The organism is Microbacterium xerophyticum (genome assembly GCF_053543555.1).
Window position 1 is genome coordinate 56,382 of the sequence record NZ_JBLVOB010000007.1, and the last position, 18,854, is coordinate 75,235.

General features: G+C 63.3%; 17 protein-coding genes. 13 read left to right on the plus strand and 4 right to left on the minus strand.

Features of this window, described 5'->3' with window-relative positions; all coding sequences use genetic code 11:
- The first annotated feature begins 43 nt into the window (after positions 1–43).
- From ACNPNP_RS11745 to ACNPNP_RS11790, 10 genes are all read left to right on the plus strand, one after another.
- On the plus strand, positions 44–946 hold the full coding sequence (locus ACNPNP_RS11745; protein ID WP_448966225.1) for an ABC transporter substrate-binding protein: 903 nt from the start codon (positions 44–46) through the stop codon (positions 944–946).
- A gap of 65 nt (positions 947–1,011) precedes the next feature.
- Positions 1,012–1,944, plus strand: coding sequence for an amino acid ABC transporter permease (locus tag ACNPNP_RS11750; RefSeq protein ID WP_448966226.1), 933 nt, complete (start codon positions 1,012–1,014; stop codon positions 1,942–1,944).
- Positions 1,928–2,740: an amino acid ABC transporter ATP-binding protein gene (locus ACNPNP_RS11755; protein WP_448966227.1), complete on the plus strand. Its 813-nt coding sequence runs from the start codon at positions 1,928–1,930 to the stop codon at positions 2,738–2,740. Before ACNPNP_RS11750 ends, ACNPNP_RS11755 begins: the two co-directional genes overlap by 17 nt.
- 2 nt (positions 2,741–2,742) lie before the next feature.
- On the plus strand, positions 2,743–3,591 hold the full coding sequence (locus ACNPNP_RS11760) for an SDR family oxidoreductase (RefSeq protein ID WP_448966228.1): 849 nt from the start codon (positions 2,743–2,745) through the stop codon (positions 3,589–3,591).
- Positions 3,592–3,620: 29 nt separating this feature from the next.
- On the plus strand, positions 3,621–4,415 hold the full coding sequence (gene iolB / locus ACNPNP_RS11765) for a 5-deoxy-glucuronate isomerase (RefSeq protein WP_448966229.1): 795 nt from the start codon (positions 3,621–3,623) through the stop codon (positions 4,413–4,415).
- 28 nt (positions 4,416–4,443) lie between these two features.
- Positions 4,444–5,880, plus strand: a complete 1,437-nt coding sequence (locus tag ACNPNP_RS11770; RefSeq protein ID WP_448966230.1) for an aspartate aminotransferase family protein — start codon at positions 4,444–4,446, stop codon at positions 5,878–5,880.
- 87 nt (positions 5,881–5,967) lie between these two features.
- The gene (gene ald / locus ACNPNP_RS11775; protein ID WP_448966231.1) at positions 5,968–7,089 is read left to right on the plus strand and encodes an alanine dehydrogenase; all 1,122 of its coding nucleotides are present in this window, start codon (positions 5,968–5,970) and stop codon (positions 7,087–7,089) included.
- Positions 7,090–7,113: 24 nt separating this feature from the next.
- On the plus strand, positions 7,114–8,352 hold the full coding sequence (gene manD, locus ACNPNP_RS11780) for a D-mannonate dehydratase ManD (protein ID WP_448966232.1): 1,239 nt from the start codon (positions 7,114–7,116) through the stop codon (positions 8,350–8,352).
- Positions 8,353–8,359: 7 nt separating this feature from the next.
- Positions 8,360–8,881, plus strand: coding sequence for a gluconokinase (locus ACNPNP_RS11785; protein WP_448966233.1), 522 nt, complete (start codon positions 8,360–8,362; stop codon positions 8,879–8,881).
- 127 nt (positions 8,882–9,008) lie between these two features.
- On the plus strand, positions 9,009–10,046 hold the full coding sequence (locus tag ACNPNP_RS11790; RefSeq protein ID WP_448966234.1) for a LacI family DNA-binding transcriptional regulator: 1,038 nt from the start codon (positions 9,009–9,011) through the stop codon (positions 10,044–10,046).
- 455 nt (positions 10,047–10,501) lie between these two features.
- Here the strand turns inward: ACNPNP_RS11790 and ACNPNP_RS11795 are convergent, their stop codons facing one another.
- The 3 genes from ACNPNP_RS11795 to ACNPNP_RS11805 all read right to left on the minus strand — a co-directional run bounded on the left by ACNPNP_RS11795 (position 10,502) and on the right by ACNPNP_RS11805 (position 15,619).
- Positions 10,502–11,737, minus strand: a complete 1,236-nt coding sequence (locus ACNPNP_RS11795) for a family 1 glycosylhydrolase (protein WP_448966235.1) — start codon at positions 11,735–11,737, stop codon at positions 10,502–10,504.
- A gap of 115 nt (positions 11,738–11,852) precedes the next feature.
- Positions 11,853–14,081 carry a glycoside hydrolase family 3 C-terminal domain-containing protein gene (locus ACNPNP_RS11800; protein WP_448966236.1) on the minus strand — a complete coding sequence of 743 codons (2,229 nt, stop codon included), beginning with the start codon at positions 14,079–14,081 and terminating at the stop codon, positions 11,853–11,855.
- 113 nt (positions 14,082–14,194) lie between these two features.
- Entirely contained in the window at positions 14,195–15,619 is a 1,425-nt protein-coding gene (locus ACNPNP_RS11805) for an MFS transporter (RefSeq protein ID WP_448966237.1), read from the minus strand.
- Positions 15,620–15,777: 158 nt separating this feature from the next.
- On the opposite strand from ACNPNP_RS11805, the gene ACNPNP_RS11810 reads away from it, so the two are divergent.
- The 3 genes from ACNPNP_RS11810 (at position 15,778) to ACNPNP_RS11820 (ending at position 17,750) form a co-directional block, all read left to right on the plus strand.
- The gene (locus ACNPNP_RS11810; protein WP_448966238.1) at positions 15,778–16,422 is read left to right on the plus strand and encodes a TetR/AcrR family transcriptional regulator; all 645 of its coding nucleotides are present in this window, start codon (positions 15,778–15,780) and stop codon (positions 16,420–16,422) included.
- A gap of 126 nt (positions 16,423–16,548) precedes the next feature.
- On the plus strand, positions 16,549–17,130 hold the full coding sequence (locus tag ACNPNP_RS11815; protein ID WP_448966239.1) for a TetR/AcrR family transcriptional regulator: 582 nt from the start codon (positions 16,549–16,551) through the stop codon (positions 17,128–17,130).
- On the plus strand, positions 17,127–17,750 hold the full coding sequence (locus ACNPNP_RS11820; RefSeq protein WP_448966240.1) for a DUF1349 domain-containing protein: 624 nt from the start codon (positions 17,127–17,129) through the stop codon (positions 17,748–17,750). Before ACNPNP_RS11815 ends, ACNPNP_RS11820 begins: the two co-directional genes overlap by 4 nt.
- Before the next feature lie 233 nt (positions 17,751–17,983).
- Here the strand turns inward: ACNPNP_RS11820 and ACNPNP_RS11825 are convergent, their stop codons facing one another.
- The gene (locus ACNPNP_RS11825) at positions 17,984–18,820 is read right to left on the minus strand and encodes an NAD(P)H-binding protein (RefSeq protein WP_448966241.1); all 837 of its coding nucleotides are present in this window, start codon (positions 18,818–18,820) and stop codon (positions 17,984–17,986) included.
- Positions 18,821–18,854 lie beyond the last annotated feature (34 nt).

Below are 18,854 nucleotides of genomic sequence, written 5' to 3' on the forward strand. Positions count from 1 at the left end.
CCCTATGCACGTACAAGTTCGAGGGAAAGCATCCATGAATCACATGAAGAAAGCAGCGGTAGCGGGAGTCGTTCTGGCAGCGCTTTTGCTTGCCGGTTGCGCGGGCGGAGCCGGCACAGGAGCCGACTCCGACAAGCCCGCGACGGACGACATCGCGCTACTGCCGAAGGACGACGAGATCGCGGCGCTTCTGCCCGCGGCAATCGCGGACAAGGGCACACTCGTCTTCGCCACGGACGCGACCGCGCCGCCGAACCAGTTCATCGACACTGACGGCAAGACCATCATCGGTAACGAGGTCGACTTCGCCAATCAGATCGCATCGATCCTCGGAGTGAAGGCCGAGTTCGTCAACGTGTCATTCGATTCGATCATCCCGGGGCTTCAGGCCGGGCGCTACGACCTGTCCATCTCTGGCTTCCGAGACACGAAGGAGCGCGAAGAGCTCGTCGACTTCGTCACCTACGCGAAAGCTGGTCCTCAGCTGTTCGTCCTCGCCGAGAATGCAGACAAGTTCGAAACGCTTGAGGACCTCTGCGGCCACAGTTACGCTGCCCAGTCCGGCACAGTGGGCGAGACGGCAGTGCAGGAGCAGAGCGAGAAGTGCGTTGCCGAAGGCAAGGACCCTGTGGACATCAAGGTCTTCAAGAGCCAGTCCGATCAGGTGCAGGCCGTCTCGAGTGGTCAGGTGGATGCCGGCGCGCAGAACTCGCCCAACAACGTGTACCTGGAAGATCAGACCGACGGCGCTCTCGTCGGCGTCGGCGAGCCGTTCGTGGAGGGCCCGTGGGGGATGCCCATCCCGAAGGACACCGGACTGACTGAGGCAATCCACGCTGCGACGCAGAAGCTCATCGAGAGCGACCAGTACATGGCCATTCTCAAGAAGTGGAACGACGAAGACCAGGCCATCGACGAGTCCGTCATCAACGGCGCCATCAGCTAAGCGAGATGCACATGACAACCTCATCAGCGCCAACAGAGACGCGACACACCACGCACGGAACGCCCATGCTCGGCACGGCGACAGTTCATAAGCTGAAGCACCCGGGCCGTTGGGTAGCGGTCGCGATCATCGTCCTGCTGTTCGCATCGATGATCTACATCGGCTTCACGAACCCGCGGTTTCGGTGGGACGTGGTCGCGGAGTACTTCTTCTCCGCACCCGTGCTCGACGGTCTGCGCATCACACTGACTCTCACCATCATCGGGATGATCATCGGTGTAGTGCTCGGAACAATCGTGGCGCTGATGAGGTTGTCGGTGAATCCTGTCCTGAAGTGGGCCGGATTTACCTTCGTATGGCTCGTGCGAGGTGTTCCTCTCCTCGTCCAGCTGATCTTCTGGTACAACATCTCAGCGTTGTTCCCTGTGCTCAGCATCGGCATACCGTTCGGTGGTCCCACCTTCGCGAGCATCGACTCGAACGTCGTGATGACGGCATGGACTGCGGCGGTACTGGGCTTGGGGCTCAACCAAGCCGCCTACATGGCAGAGATCATCCGCAGTGGTATCCAGTCCGTCGACGAAGGCCAGCTCGAAGCGGCTTCCACCGTAGGGCTGTCGCGGCTGCAGACGGTGATGCGCATCGTGTTGCCGCAGGCCATGCGCGTGATTCTCCCGCCGACCGGCAACGAGACCATCACCATGCTGAAGACGACCTCGCTCGTCAGCGTCGTCGCGGTGGCCGACCTGCTCTATTCGACGCAGCTCATCTACGCCCGCACTTTCCAGACCATTCCGATGTTGATCATGGCGAGCATCTGGTACCTCATCCTCATCTCGATCCTCAGCATCGGCCAGAGCTATCTCGAAAAGTACTACGCACGCGGCAGCTCCCGGCATATCCATGTCGGCTACCTGCAGCGGATCCGCAACCGCTCAACCAAGAGCGCACAGAGCACCATTCACGGGAAGGAGACCGCACATGACTCAGAGAGCTGAGGCAAGCGTCTTCACCGCACCTCTTGTCATGGAGGACACCCCCATGGTGTCGTTCCAGCACGTGCGAAAAAGCTTCGGGCACAACGAGGTCCTCAGAGACATCACGTTCGACGTGATGTCGGGCGAGGTACTCGTCCTTCTTGGCCCCTCGGGCAGCGGGAAGTCCACCCTGCTGCGATGCGTCAATCAGCTGGAGAAAATCGACGGCGGTCGCATCGACGTCGCAGGAGAACTCGTCGGCTACTCCGAGCGCAACGGGGCCCTCTACGAGCTTCACCCGAAGCGGATCGCTCGCCAGCGCATCGAGACCGGCATGGTCTTCCAACACTTCAACCTGTTCCCGCACTTGACGGTGCTCGAAAACGTCGTCCTCGGCCCGACCCTGACCAATCGTGAGCGTCGGCGAGATGCGGTGGCCCGTGCGAAGGAGCTCCTCTCCCGCGTCGGCCTCGAGAAGCAGATGACGCTGTATCCGCGACAGATCTCCGGCGGTCAGCAGCAACGTGTGGCGATTGCCCGAGCACTGGCGATGCGTCCACGTCTGATGCTCTTCGACGAGCCCACCTCCGCTCTCGACCCTGAGCTCGTGGGAGAGGTTCTCGACGTCATGAAGGGCCTTGCGAATGACGGCATGACGATGCTCGTGGTCACCCACGAGATCGGCTTCGCGCGGGAAGTCGCCGACAAGGTCGCGTTCATGGATGGCGGTGTAGTCGTCGAGTACGGGTCCCCGTCCGAGGTCATCGACAACCCGCAGCACGAACGCACCAGCTCGTTCCTGTCCAAGGTGCTGTGACCATGGGCCAGCAGACATCCCCCAAGAGCCTCGAAGGAAAGGTCGCCGTCGTCACAGGGGGTAGCGGCGTCCTCGGGGCAGAGTTCTGCCGCGCGCTAGCCGCCGAAGGGGCGAAGGGCGCGATCTTTGGGAGGGACTTGCGTAAAGCAGTCATCGTGGAAAGCGAGCTTCGCGCTGCGGGGGCAACGGCCGCAGCGTTCTCCCTCGACGTGCTGGACCGAGCGGCCCTCGAGCGAGCAAACGAGGACATCTCACTCCACTTCGGCCCGGTCGACATCCTCGTCAACGGCGCGGGCGGCAACTCTCCTGCCGCCACGACTGACGTCGAGCACCTGGAGGCGGGACGTGAGATCGCGTCGGGATCGTTCTTCGACCTCGATCCCGAAGGATTCCAGGACGTTCTCGACCTGAACCTGCTGGGTTCAGTGATCCCGTCTCAGGTGTTCGGAAAAGCGATGGTCGAGCGCGGCTCCGGTTCCATCATCAACATCTCGTCGATGAACGCGTACCGACCCCTGACGAAGATCCCCGCCTACAGCGCCGCGAAGGCTGCCGTCACCAACTACACGCAGTGGCTCGCAGTGCACTTCGCTCATGCGGGCGTCCGCGTGAATGCAATCGCGCCCGGATTCTTCGCGAGCGAACAGAACCGCACCCTGCTGTTCGACCGAGACGGAGAGTTGACTCCCCGCGCACAGAAGATCCTGACCAGCACGCCTATGGGGAGATTTGGTCGACCCGAAGAACTGGTTGGTGCGCTTCTCTTCCTCGCCTCGGATCAGAGCGCGGGTTTCGTCAGTGGGGTCACGATCCCTGTCGACGGCGCGTTCTCCGCGTACGCCGGCGTCTAATCACACAACACGAAGGAGGTGGGCTCGACATGAGTCGACTGATCAAAGCACGCAGATCCCAGGGACTTCAGGACCTGGTACCGGACGGCAACCCCTACACGAAGTTCCTCCGATTCGGCCTCGTACAGCTCGAATCCGGAACGTCGCACAGCGGGGTCGCGGCCGGAGTCGAAACTCTCGCCGTGATTCTCACAGGCACCGTATCCGTCAACGTCGGCGACCAGACCTGGGAGGACCTCGGAGGGCGCAGCAGTGTGTTCGACGGTTCCCCGACATCGGTGTACATCCCACTCGGCGCAACGTTCACGTTCACCGCATCCTCCGACGCCGAGATCGCCCTGTGCAGCTCAGTCACGGACGAAGTCTTTGAGGCATACGTCGTGGGTCCCGAAGACGTGCAGGTGAGCCATCGAGGTGACCGTAACTGGAAGCGCACCATCCGCGACATCGTCACGACGTCCGGGGAGGGACGGGTCTCGCGACTCGTCGCCGGCGAGACGATCAACGCCCCGGGTGACTGGTCCAGCTACCCACCCCACAAGCACGACGGCGAGTTCGCTCCCGAGGAGCCGAACTTCGAAGAGGTCTACCACTACCGGGTGGACCCCGAAGGCGGGTACGGGGTCCAGCTGCACTACACCTCGGACAAATCCATCGACGACGCGCACACCGTCTACAACGGAGACACCTTCGTCATCGAACAGGGATACCACCCGATGGTGGCCGCAGGTGGGCACTCGCTCTACTACCTGTGGTTCATGGCCGGAGACACCGGCCGGACCCTGAACCCCTACATCGAGCCCGCGTTCCGCTGGCTCCTCTAGACAACGCATCCCAAGAAAGGTTCACATCATGACCAAGCCCTTTGAGAACCTGCTCCAGCAGGTACAGAACGACCCCAATGTCGGACCGAACAACCGTGCCGCATTGGAGGAGTTCCTCACCAACGAGACTCCTGGCTCTTGTCTCTACACAAAGTGGAGCAACCCGCCCATCATCGCCTCCGGCAAGGGCAGCCGAGTCACCGACGTTGACGGCGTGGAGTACATCGACTGCATCACCGGTATGTCGAGCATGAATATCGGTCACGCAGACCCGCGTGTCGCCGACGTCATGCGGGACCAGTACCTCAAGCTCAGCCACTGGTTCGACTTCCCGACACCCGAGCGTCTTCGTCTCGTCCAGCGCCTCATCGACAACACGCCTGGTGATTTCGACAAGCGCGTCTGGCTGGGACTGAGCGGAGCGGACGCCCTCGACGCAATCCTGCGGCTCGTCCGCGTTCACACCGGAAAGTCGCAGATCATCTCCTTCTACGGCGGTTACCACGGGCAGAACTACGGCACGATGGCGCTGACAACCAAGGCCGGCATGCACCGCTGGTACTCGCCAGTCGGACCCGCAGATCAGCAGGTGACGCGATTCCCGTACCCGTACGCATACCGCGATGCATACGACTCCAAGTCGGCGGAAGAGAGTGCCATCCGTTGCGTGGAGGCCATCGAGCGCGTTCTCTCCAGCGGAGAGAACACCCTCGCCAACCCCATGGCCGGTGTCAATAACGTCGCTGCAATCATTGTGGAGCCGATGCAGTGCTCCGCAGGCTACATCCGCCCGCACGACGAGTTCCTGCGACGCCTGCGCGCCCTTGCCGACAAGCACGGGATTCTGCTGGTCTTCGATGAGATCCAGACGGGCATGGGACGCACCGGCAAGATGTGGGGAAGCGAGCACTCGGGCGTCGTTCCCGACCTCATGGCTGTCGGCAAGGCACTCGGCGGCGGAGTGCCGATGAGTGCCGTCGTCGGTCGGGCTGAGATCTTCGAAGAGCTCGCCCCGGGAATGTCCAGCAACACCTACGCCGGGTACGCACTGGGCTGCGCCGTGGCGAACAAGGTCCTGGACATCTTCGAAGAGGACGATCTTCTCGCCAAGTGCACCGAGGTCGGCGAGTATCTCGGTGAGGTGCTCGAGGGCTACTTCGACCGCCACTCCATCGTCGGCACGTACGACCAGGTGGGAGTGTTCCTCGGCATCGAATACGTCCGCGACCGCGAGACCAAAGAGCCGGCACTCGAGGAGACGCTTTCGCTCGTCGATGGACTTCGCGAGGCGGGCCTGCTTGTGCAGCGCAACGGCTACTACGGCAACCGGCTCTCCTTCATCCCGCCGATCAACATCACCCGTAACGAGGTCGACGAGATCTTCGAGATCCTCGACCGCGTCACCAGCGAAGTCGAGGCCCACTTTAAGATCGGACAGCGCGAGCTGCTGGCCACCACTCTCTAAACCTTGAGGGGAGGAGGGGGATCCTCTTCCTCCCCTCCCCCACATCCCGCGCCCTCAATGTGGCGCTCATCGAGACAGGAACACATCATGCTCATTGGCGTGCCCAAAGAGATCAAGAACAACGAGAACCGGGTCGGACTCACCCCCGCGAGCGTTCTGGCGTACACCAAGGCAGGTCACACCGTTCTCGTGGAGCGCGGCGCGGGAACCGGGAGTGGATTCGCCGACGATGCGTACTCGGTGGCCGGAGCGTCCATCGTCGAGACGGCATCCGACGCGTGGGCGGCGGACATGGTCATCAAGGTGAAAGAACCGCTCGCCTCCGAATACGGATACTTCCGACCCGACCTTCTTCTCTACACGTACCTCCACCTCGCAGCCGAACGGGCACTCACCGAGGCACTGCTCGCTAACGGCGTGACGGCCGTCGCGTACGAGACGATTCAGACTCCGAACCGCGCACTGCCGCTGCTGCAGCCGATGAGCGAGGTCGCCGGCCGGATGTCCGTGCAGATCGGAGCCCAGTACCTCGAGAGCTTCTACGGCGGGAGCGGCGTGCTGCTCGGTGGCGTCCCGGGTGTGCTGCCCGCACAGGTCACCATCATCGGTGGGGGCATCGTGGGAACAAATGCCGCGAAGATGGCCGTCGGCGCTGGCGCCGACGTCACGATCCTCGACGTCAGCACAGACCGACTGCGATACCTCGACGACATTTTCGGCGGCCGCCTGCGCACCCTGGTCTCCAACCCGTACAACATCGCAGACGCCGTCCAGAAGGCCGACCTGCTCATCGGCGCGGTCCTCATCCCTGGGGCGCGCGCGCCTCGCCTCGTCCACGAGGAACAGGTCCGAGCCATGCGCGACGGGTCCGTGATTGTCGATGTGGCCATTGACCAGGGCGGGTCCATTGAGACCATCGACCGGGTCACCACGCACGATCAGCCGACGTACACGAAGCACGGCGTGCTGCACTACTCGGTCGCGAACATGCCCGGTGCTGTACCGCGCACGTCGACCATCGCCTTGAACAATGCGACTCTGCCCTATGGCCTCGCCATCGCAGGGAAGGGCTACCGTCAAGCAGCCGAGGACGACTCCGCCGTCGCTTTGGGCCTGAACACGGTCCGCGGTGCGCTGACGTTCCGGGCCGTCGCTGAGGCACACGACCTCCCGTTCACTGACCTGGCCGCGGCGCTGTCCGCGCGCTGACACGTACCGAAGGAGACACCAGACATGATCATCGAAAAGGCTGAGGTCATCGTTACGAGCCCGGATCGGAACTTCGTGACGCTGAAGTTGACGACCGACGAGGGACACACGGGCCTCGGCGACGGAACACTCAACGGGCGTGAGCTCGCCGTCGTGTCCTACCTGGCGGATCACATCGTGCCGCTACTCATCGGCCGAGACGCATCTCGGATCGAAGACACCTGGCAGTTCCTCTACCGCTCGGCCTACTGGCGCCGTGGCCCGGTCACGATGGCCGCTATCGCCGCCGTGGACATGGCGCTGTGGGACATCAAGGGGAAGGCCGCCGGCATGCCGGTGTATCAGCTCCTTGGCGGCGCGTCGCGTACCGGTCTCCTCGCCTACGGTCACGCCTCTGGCAAGACGACCGAGGAGCTCTTCGATTCTGTGCGCAGTCATCAGGAGGAGGGGTACCGCGCGATTCGCGTCCAGACGGGAGTCCCCGGCCTGAAGTCGATCTATGGCATTGCGTCCAACGCGACCTTCGAAGCTAACAAGGGCGTGCGGTATGACCACGAGCCTGCCCAGCGCGGCGCCCTTCCCAATCAGGAGGATTGGGATACGAGGTCCTACCTGCGGCATGTGCCGACCGTGTTCGAGGCTGTACGCAACGAGTTCGGGCCGGAGCTGCCGCTCCTGCACGACGCGCACCACCGCATGACCCCCATTCAGGCCGCGAAGCTCGGTAAGTCGCTCGAGCCGTACGACCTGTTCTGGCTCGAAGACTGCACTCCCGCCGAGAACCAGGAAGCGCTGCGCCTGGTGCGCCAGCACACCACAACCCCTCTGGCCATCGGTGAGATCTTCAACTCCGTATGGGACTACCAGCAGGTTATCCGTGAGCAGCTCATCGACTACGTGCGCAGCGCGGTCACTCATACGGGCGGCATCACGCACCTGAAGAAGGTGCTCGACTACGCGTCGCAGTATCAGATCAAGTCGGGGATGCACGGCCCGACAGACATCTCCCCCGTCGGCATGGCAGCTGCCATGCACCTGGGGATGTCGATCCACAACTTCGGCATCCAGGAGTACATGCGCCACGGCGAGAAGACGGATGCGGTGTTCCAGCAGTCCTACTCATGGGAGAACGGCATGCTGCATCCTGGTGATAAGCCCGGCCTCGGCGTCGAACTCGACGTCGACGAAGCGGGCAAGTACCCCTACGTACAGGCGTACCTCCCGTTCAACCGTCTCGCCGACGGCACCGTTCACGACTGGTGAGTTGAATATGAACATCGTGGTGATGGGGGTGTCCGGTTGCGGGAAGTCCACGGTCGGGAGCGAGCTAGCGGCGAAGCTGCATGTCGCGTTCGTAGACGCGGACTCACTGCACCCTGCCTCCAACATTGAGAAGATGGCCGCCGGCATCCCCCTCACCGACGATGACCGATGGCCGTGGCTGGATGAGGTGGGCCTGCGACTTCTGGCCGGGAGCGAGCCCGGCATCGTGATCGCGTGCTCCGCCCTCCGACGCTCCTATCGGGACTGGATCCGACAGACAGCGAGTGGAACGGTGTTCATCCATCTCGACGGCAGCCGGGAGATACTCGCTGAGCGGATGGCATTGCGGCCAGGACACTTCATGCCGCTCTCACTGTTGGACTCGCAGATAGCGACGCTCGAGCCTTTGGAGCCGGACGAAGCGGGACTAGTTCTCAACATCGATGCCACCGCAGAAGCACTCGTGGACGACGCACTCGCGTATCTCAGTACCACGCGAGCAGGACCGACAGCCTCTCCCCTAACGTGAGACCACCAAGGGCGGCGCAAGACGGCGCGGAAACGAGCCGGTACCTTTATGGGTACGTGGAGGGGGCGTCCGATTGGAACGCCTCCAAGACGTGCGGGTTGCATGAATGGGAGGGAACGCGAGCGTGGTGAACATCTACGACGTCGCCAAACAAGCCAGCGTGTCGATTGCCACGGTATCGCGAGTCCTGAACGGAAGCGCACAAGTCCGGCCGGCGACGGCCGCCCGCGTACACGCCGCGATGAGCGAGCTGTCCTTCAGCCCCAACATTTTCGCCCAGAGCCTCCAGACGAACTCTATGAGGGTTCTCACCGTCCTCACCGTGGATATCTCGGATGAGTACTTCGCAGTCGCCGTGCAAGAGATCGAACAACAGGCGCGCGAGCGCGGATATGACGTGCAAGTGAGCTTCGCGCGAGACGACCTCGAAGACCAGGCTGCGCGGTTGACGTCCTTGCTGCACAAACGCGTCGACGGAATCATCCTCGCAGGATCGAGCTTCGCCCGCGTGGACAACCCCATCGTGCGAAAGGTGGCGCGCCGCACTCCCGTAGCCCTCCTCAACGGTCAGCTCGACGGCGAGGGCATCTACTCTGTGGTCAGTGACGACGGTGCGGGCATCCAACAAGCGGTCGACCATCTTGTCACCCAAGGGCGCCGCAAACTCATCTATCTGCAGGACAGCTCGAACGCCGCAGCACTCGCAAAGGCTAGAGGTTATCGCGACGCCGCCGCATCGCACGGTATCGACGTGGTCGTCCTGGACTGCGCGCAAGGTGCCGAACCGGCGCAGCAGATCCTCGCGAAGGAATGGAGCAACCTTGGCTCTGTCGAGGGGATCGTGTGCGCGGAAGACCCTCTCGCCATCGGGGCAATCAAGCACCTCGCTTCCCTCGGACTAAAGGTTCCCGCGGATGTTGCTGTCACGGGGTACGACAACCTGTCAGTCGCAACGTACTCCTCTCCCGAGCTGACTTCAGTGGACGGGCGAGTTCGCGACGTCAGTCGCACAGTGGCAGACGTGCTCATTGACCGACTAGAGGGGGGCACGCCGGCCTCGATCACGACGTTCACCCCCACCCTGAAAGTGCGCGCGAGTTCGCTCGTCGCTCCGGACGGAGACGGCCCGCCGCTGACGCCTGTGCGGCGCCTCACTGCTCGCTGAGGCGCAGCGCCGATGCGGGAGCGGGTCAGGTGGCTCGCGCTGCACGTACCGCCGATCCCCGCCGTCTAGATCTGGTGGAATCCTGCACCGCGCTGGACACCTGGCGCTCGAGCGGTTGAGAAGGCCGGCGACAGCGGCAGACCCACGCTGGGAACGGGAAGGGGGACGGCCCTCCCCCGAAGACCCCCGCTCCTTGATGGGTGCATTCGTCAGCCTGACACAACTCCAAGTGCGCCTCTTGGGCGTCATCAGCCCAGAACCCGAAGATAAGGCGATCTCGACCTCACCGAAGCCCGCATCGGCGGTGCCCCAAGCTCACCGACAAGCTCTTCCGGCGGCACCGGCGATTGCCACCACCATCGCCTCCGGCCGATCCTCGACCGGAGGCGTGTGAAGCTGCGATGCTTCCAGGGGACTGCGTCGGACCCGAGAGTGAGGGCTTCAGAGGGTCTTGGTCATCGCGGGCCCGCGGTGGGGAGCGCATGATCCAAGTTCCCTGTGCGAGCAACCCTGCCCAGCCACGCCAGGCTCGGTTTGGCAGTGCGCTCGAAGGTTTCCCGGTCTACGGACACCAGTCCGAACGTCGGGCCCCAATGCCCCCACTCGTAGTTGTCGAGGAGGCTCCAGTGCAGGTATCCGCGCACCTCGATACCGTCACCCATCGCATCGAACAGGCTGCCCAGCGCGTCTCTTGTGTAGGCGATGCGACGGGTGTCGTCAGTGGTTGCGATGCCGTTCTCGGTCACCAGCACAGGAGTACCGTTGGTGACCTGCCATGCGTGGCGCGTAGCGATGCCGACGGCGTCCGGGCGGTATGGCGTTCCGATCATGGTGTTGTCGGGGTGAGGCGCGTGGGGTATCGGACCGTTCTTGCCGATCTCCTGAGTCGAATACGCCTGGACTCCTACGAAATCGTCGTCTCGAGACACTTCGAGGTAGAAGTCTTCGCGGACGAAGCGCTCTTCGATGAGTGTCGCTTCATTGTCGGGGGTGGCGTAGAAGGCCTGATTCGCGATGGTCCAGCCCACCGCAGCGCCCGTGGTCGCCTTGAGCACTTCACGCGCGGCAACATGCGCTCGCGCGAGTCGGCGGCCGATCTCAGGATCGGGAGCAGGCAGCACAGGCTGTGTACCACCCTCGGCACCATCGGTGGTCGGGCTCTGCCATTCTGATACGTCGCCGTGCTCCACTGCCTGCACGAGACTGCTCATCATTGCAAGCATGTTGGGCTCGTTGATCGTACACACCCATTTGACCCCGTCGAGGATGGGAGCGACCGCCTCCACGTACGAGCGGAAGCGGTCGACTGCACTGTCGACGAGCCAACCACCTTCTGCGGAAAACCACTGCGGTGTACTGAAATGCTGGAGGGTGATCACAGGGGTGAGCCCCAAGCGGAAAGCCTCTTCGATCATGCGTCGGTAGTGCTGAAGTTCAGCCCGGGAGAATCGTCCGGGTGCAGGCTCGATTCGTGCCCATTCGATTCCGAACCTGTATGCCGTGAGTCCGGAATCGGCCGCCAGACGCATGTCGTCTCCATACCGGTGGTAGCTGTCCAGAGCATCACCGCTGGGTTCCATGCCGGGCGTTGACAGCTCTAATGCCCACCAGTCGCTGTTGACATTGTTCCCCTCGATCTGGTGTGGGGCGGTGGACGCGCCCCAGAGGAAGGTGGGAGGCAATGCGGGCATGGTGTGCCTTTCCGTGGTTGAGCCTGCGGTGGGTCATGGTGAGTGCTGACCGCCGTGCCGAGAGAGCGTCATGCTTCTCTCGACCCAGCGTGGATGTCGGACGGGTATCGGAGTTCTACTCCGCCACTTGCGCGAGGAGCTGGCGTACCGCTTCCTCCCCGTCCGTGGCGCTTGCGCCAAAACCGATCATCGTGCGCAGCGGCATGTCTTCGATGAGCTTCAGGGTGTCCGAATCTGTGGGGAGACCGCCCGTGCCAGCCATCGACTCGAACAGCTCACTCACCACCGCGCTCCCTCGGGGGTGTGACATCCACTCCCCAATGGTGGAGTCGGGTGCAAGCGCGACGACCGGCTCCGGGGTGAACAGGACGATGGACTGCTCGAGCGACAGGTCGCGGGAGTGCCGCCCCACGGAGACCGCATAGGAACCAGGTGTCACCGTCCAGCCGCTCGCGCCCCACCACGCGAACGCTCGGTCGTCCAGCTCAAAGGTCAGTGTCTCCCGCTCCCCCGGGGCAAGATGCACCTTCTTGAAGGCGCGCAGCTCGCGAGGCGCGCGGGTCACGCTGGGCCTATCTTCGCCGACATAGACCTGCACCACGTCGCTGCCTGCGCGAGACCCGGTGTTCTCGACGGTGACTTCGACGATGGCGTGGGCTGTGGCGGGATCTGCGGCGATCACGCGCAGGTCCGTGTATGCGAATGTGGTGTAGCCCAGGCCGAACCCGAATGGATAGGCCACTTCCCGCTCAGTGATGTCGTACCACCGGTAGCCGACCGCTACACCTTCCCCGTAGCGGACGGTTCCGTTGGAGCCGGGCCAGTTGACGTATGCCGGGGTGTGCGCCAAGGACACAGGGATGGTCTCGGCGAGGCGTCCCCCGGGCTCTGCGGCGCCGAACACGATGTCCGCTGCAGCGGTGCCACCGGCCTGGCCCGCGAGCCACATCTCGAGGATCGCTGGCGCCTTGCCCCGGATACCTTCGAGGGAGACCACCGATCCGTTACTGAGGACCACGACAACGTTCGGGTTGACGGCGTATACGGCGTCGAAGAGCTCGCGCTGGTTGCGGGGAAGAAAGAGGTCCGTCCGGTCGAAGCCCTCGGATTCAGCTTCATCGGGAAGACCCAGGAACAGCAGGACGATCTCGCTTGTGCGCGCGATTTCGGTCGCCTCTGCCCGAAGAGCAGCGTCATCACCATCCTCGATGGTGAACCCGGGGGCGAACCGCACTTCACGAGTGGTCGCTGCCGTGATCGCCGCAAGAGCATCGTCGAGGCGAGTGGGAACGATGTGCGAGCTTCCTGCGCCCTGGTACCTGGGAGTGCGGGCGAACTCCCCCATCACCGCGATGTCGCCGCCCTGTGCGGGGTCCAGAGGAAGCAGGTCGCCCTCGTTGGCAAGGAGCACCGACCCTGCAGCAGCGAGTTCACGTGCCAGCTGGTGGTGCGCCTCGAGATCCGCGGTCACTTCGGTGCGGTCGTCGCGCAGGCGGTCGTGAACGGTGAGGAGGCGGGAGACCGCTTGGTCGAGGAGCGCCTCGTCGAGCTCGCCCGCAGAGACCGCCGCCTCAATAAGGCTTGGGCCTCGGTCGCCCGAAGAGGGCATTTCCAGGTCAAGGCCGGCGGCGACGGCCGCGACAGGATCGACAACCGCGCCCCAGTCCGACACCACGTACCCCTCGAAGCCCCACTCATCGCGGAGCACATCGGTGAGAAGCCATCGATTCTGCGACGCGTAGGTGCCGTTGATCTTGTTGTACGAGCACATGACTGTTGCCGGGCGCGAGTCGCGAACAACGTGTTCGAACGCGGGGAGGTAGATCTCTCGCAGCGTGCGCTCGTCGACCGCCGCGTTGATTCGCATGCGGTTGGTCTCTTGATTATTCGCGGCGAAGTGTTTGACCGATGCCCCGACGCCCTGGGACTGAACACCGCGAACCCACGCCGCCCCGAGCGAACCGGAAAGCAGCGGGTCCTCGGAGAAGTACTCGAAGTTCCTCCCGCACAATGGGGATCGCTTGATGTTCACCCCAGGGCCGAGCAGCACGTCCACGCCGAGCTGTCGAGATTCGACGCCCAGCGCCAGCCCCATCCTCTCGAGAAGCAACGGATCCCAGCTCGATCCGGTCGACGCAGCCGTTGGAAAGCTGGTGGCGGGCTCGCTGTCGTTGATCCCGAGATGATCAGCACCGGCTCGCTGGTGCCGTACGCCGTGCGGACCGTCTGTCAGAGTCGCGGACTCGACGTCGTGCTTCTCGATAGCGCGAGTTGTCCAGAACGTTGCTCCGGAGACGAACTCAGCTTTTTCGCGGAGGGAGAGGTGGGAGACGAGGGGATGCACGAAGTACCTTTCTGATGCCGTGTTGTGTCGGCCGGATATGGGATGAGGCGGAGAATCGCCTCCTGGCTGGGCTGGAAGGGGCGAGGCACGCTGCCAGCCCAGCCTTGATGGAGCTACTTGACGCGCTTCACCGGAAGGATGACTATCGCGGCGATGAAGACGACCGGTGCTGCGACGAGCCACACGATTCCGTAGCCGCCGGAGAGGGCGACCAGCTGACCGGCAAGAACGGGCGCGAGCGCTTGACCGAGGTTGCCGCCGAGGGCGGACATGCCGAGGTCACGTCCCGCGGTCCGCTTGTCTTTGATCACATCGATGAAGAGGGCCTGATCGACGACCATGTAGGCGCCGAAGGCTGTTCCCGCGATGATCCCCTGAATGATGAGTGCGGGAACGGTGGGCGAGAAGAAGGGGATCAGCAGAGACAAGCCGAGCAGGATGGACGACCAGAACACGAATGGCTTGCGTCGACCGATCTTGTCCGACCATTTTCCGACGACGGCGATGGCGAGGATGGTGCCGGGGACGCCGACCAGTCCGATGACGGGAGCGAGCGCGGTGGCCTCGGCTGCGCTGAGGGCGGGCTGCACGTAGCTCTGCAGCATGAAGAAGCTGAAGGCGGTCGAGATGCCGTACCCGCACATCATGACGACCTTGCCGATCCACACCCACCGGTAGTCCGCGTCTCGCAGCGGGATGAGGAACGATGCGAAGAACTGTCCGAGCTTGATCGGTTCGACCTCAAGGTCCTTCGAGGAGCGATCCGGTGCGAAGAGAATGAACAGGGCGACAAACACAAGAATGAGGACAGCGAAGACGATGTAGATGTTCAGCTGCACAAGACCGTACAACACACCGGCGGCGACACTGCCGAGAACGCCACCGACCATGCCCGCTAGTCCTGAGAACGTGCTGGCTGTGCCGATGCTCCGCTCGGGGACGCGATCAGCGACGGTCGCTGTCAGCGGGCCTTGCACCATGTTGAACAACGCCTGCACAGCGGCCCACAGGAGAACGATCAGCGCGATGGACGTCGAGTATCGCAGTGCGACGAGTGCGAGCAGTCCTGCTGCAGCACCGAATGCCATCCACGGGGCGCGGCGTCCGAAACGGGAACGCGTACGGTCCGAAAGTACCCCGGCAATCGGCTGGACGAGCATGGTGACGAAGACGCCGACCGCCGTCACGATGGAGAGATTCTGGGCACGGGCAGCTTCGAACTGGGCGTAAAGATCAAGCAGTCGAGCCTGCTCCGCGGTCGCGGTGGCCGCCCCCGCGTCGATCTGCGCCTTGAGAGTCTGCAGCTCCACGAGGTTCGTGTTGGCATCCGCGCCGGTGAACCAGGTGGCGAACTCGATTGCTTGAACGTGATTGGGAAGGACGATGCCGAGCATCGCCCCCCACAGGGCGAACACCGGCAGCGCGGCGAGGACGTACCACAGCAGATACGACCGGAAGCGCCACTTCTGCGTATAGATCGCAGAGGTGCCTTTCAGATTCGGCTCGACGACCGAAGGCTCGGGCTGGACACTGGGCATCATTGCTCCTAGTTACTCGTGGGGGCGGACGCCCCAAAACATAGTATGAACATGTTTTAGCGCGCAAGTCAACGACTCCGCCACGCGCGGTCGACTCCTTTCCCACTCTAAAAGCTAGTGCTGATGCACAATTCAGTGTCGTACCATACGATGTTGCTATGGCCGGAGAGAGAGCAAAGCGAGGTCCGTACGCGAAGACCCTGCAACGCCGAGCATCTATCGGTGCCGCGGCGCTGCAGCTCATCAACGAGCGCGGGGACGCCCGCGTCGGGTTCGCAGAGGTAGCCGACGTGGCCGGCGTCAGTGAGGCGACGGTCGCCTACCACTTTCCGACGCGTGACCATGTGCTTGTTGCCGCGCTGGAAGAGGCTGACGAGGTCAACCGCCGCGTCTTCGAAGAAGCCGACATGCAGAACATGGACGTCGCTGAGGTCGTGTCCATGCTTGCGACCACATCTGCGGGCCACCCGCAGCGCATGCGCCTCTACACAAGTCAAGCTGCGAACGCCGCGGATCCCGACCACCCGGCACACGCATGGTTCGCGAAGCATCAAAAAGGCACCAGGGACTACTTCGCCTGGGTGCTTCGGCGGGACCAGGCCGCCGGACGTGCTCATGAGGATGTGGACCCCGAGCAGTTCGCCCGCCAGATGATCGCGCTCTGGGACGGACTTCAGATGCAGAAGCTGTCTGACCCCTCCCTTGATTTGCCCGGGCAGGTCACTGATGCCTATCGCAGTTTGGCCCGCGTGGATCTGGTCGATGCGCGCCGAGCCCTGGAGTCCCTCGTAGCCGGGCTGTGACCAGCCGACGAAGCTGTCGCCTCTAGCCCCACGGACTAGCATCTGCCGCCGTCGTTCAAGTAGTCTGTGTGTGATCACACACACAGGTGTGGCGGTACATCTTTTCCGGTCTGAGAGGATTCGGTCATGGCTACTCGACGTAACGTGCCGAACGACCCCGACCGACGCACCCGCATCCTGCACGCGGCACTCGACGTGATCGCGGACGTGGGAGTGAACAAAGCAAGCCACTCACGGATCGCCGAAACCGCCGCGGTCTCCCCCGGTTCGCTGACGTACTACTTCTCCAGCATCGACGACATCTACGGCTGCGCCTTCGAGATGCTGGCCGCGGACATGTCCAAGATCTACGACGCGCGCATGGCACGTGTCACCAATGCCGCCGAAGCAGCGGAGGCAGTCGCAGACCTCATCTGCGGCGACTACGCCGATCATCGCTCCATGGTGCTGATCTTCGAAATGTATGCCTATGCCCGCCACAGCGAGAAGATCTCCGCTTTGACCGGTGAGTGGACACAGCGCAGCCGACAGAGCCTGGCCCCCCATTTCTCCGGGTCAGCTGCTCGTGCCATCGACGCCCTGGTGGAGGGTTGGCCGATGCATCGCGAGTTCGAGAATCGTCCGATCCGCAAGGAGGACGTGCTGACCGCAATCCACGCCCTTGCTGCAGCCTTCCCCATGACTGACCAAGAAAAGGAAACCCAATGACCCATCAGATTCCCGGTGTGCCCGGTTCGTTCACTGCCTCCGCCGGAAGCTCCTGGGATGTCGACCCCGCAAGTGGCCGCGTGACAACCGGCGGGCTTCCGGGCACGGACATCTTCACGGATCCGGGCGGAGTGGACTCGCAGGTCACATCGACGACGCTGCACAACGCTGCGACGTTGCTCACTCAGGCCCCGGACGGTGATTTCCAGCTCAGCGCGAAGGTGACGGTCGACTTCCAGGAGAAGTTCGACGCGGGAGTCCTCTTCCTTCGGCACGATGAGAAGACGTGGGCGAAATTGTGCTTCGAGTACTCGCACGAGAACGATCCCATGGTCGTCACCGTCGTCAACCATGGAGTCTCAGACGACGCCAACGCGTTCGTCGTCGACGGGCGGACCATCCACCTTCGCATCTCAAGGAAGGGCAAAGTGCTTGCCCAGCATGCCTCTCACGATGGGAAGAAGTGGGTTTTTGTTCGCGCGTTCGCGTTCCCCTCGGTTGATGCTCCCCTCGAAATCGGCTTCGAAGCACAGTCGCCGAACGGGCAGGGCTGCGCGGTCACCTTCGAGGACCCGCGCCTCAGCGCGACGACGATCAGTGACTTCCGCGACGGTAGCTGACGTCGCCGCCCGGCCCTGAGAGGCTGACATCTTGCGGGACGATTTCCATCCGCAACCACGAAGGCCGCAGAACAAATCTGCGGCCTTCGTGGTGTCAGCTCTCCCGGCCTATACGGTGTCTAGACCAGACGGGCGCCATGAGTCGGCACTGTGGCACTCACCACATGATCGGGTCACGTCGCACCCCTGCAACGGCGACGTGAAGGGCGAGTGATCGCATCCCTGCGGTGCTGCTACGGTCGATCCCAGTCTCCGCGCGTGGCGGCCGCTTCGGCGTACGAGCGGAACGTGCGGGGCTGGGTGCCGATGGCGTCGTGAACACCCGTGCTGAGATACGCGTCCGCACCCGTAGAAATCGCCTGGAGGAACTCGGCCACGGCGCGCGCGGCGGCGGCCGGGTGCCCATTCTTCTCGAGGGTGGCGGCGCTATCGTCGGCCGTTGCGTCGATGTGCTTGAGCTCGCGCCCGGTGACCTCGCCAATAATCGCGAGGGCCTCGGCGAAGCTCAGCAGCTCCGGTCCGGAAAGCTCGTAGACCTTGCCTTCATGATCCGAGGAGAGCAGCGCTGCCACTGCGACATCCGCGATGTCCTCCGCGTGGATGAAGGGCTCGAGGCCGTCACCGGCCGGGGTGGCGAGCGTGCCCTCCCGCACGCCATCGAGGAAATACTCCTTGGCGGAAAAATCTTGCGCGAACCAGCACGGGCGGAGCAGGGTCCACCCCAGAGACGAGCCCACAACCGCTTGCTCGGACGGGTCGAAAGCGGCCGGGTCTCCGACTCCCCGAACCGACAGCTGGACGATGCGCTTCACTCCCGCGGCCTCCACCGCCGCAACGAACGCAGCCCTGTCCTCCAGCCCGAGCGTCTCCGTGGGGAGGAAGAAGACGGCGTCAACAGCCGTCAGGGCCGGTCCCCACGTACTGCGATCATCCCAATCGAACGGGACTGCGCTTGAGCGCGACGCCCTCCGCGCCGAATGTCCGGCCGCTTCCACCTTCTCCGCGACGAGCGATCCCGCCTTCCCGCTCGCCCCCAACACGAGAACCTTCAACACATCCTGTTCAGACATTACTTTTCCCTTCGTGAAACTATTTCGACAACAC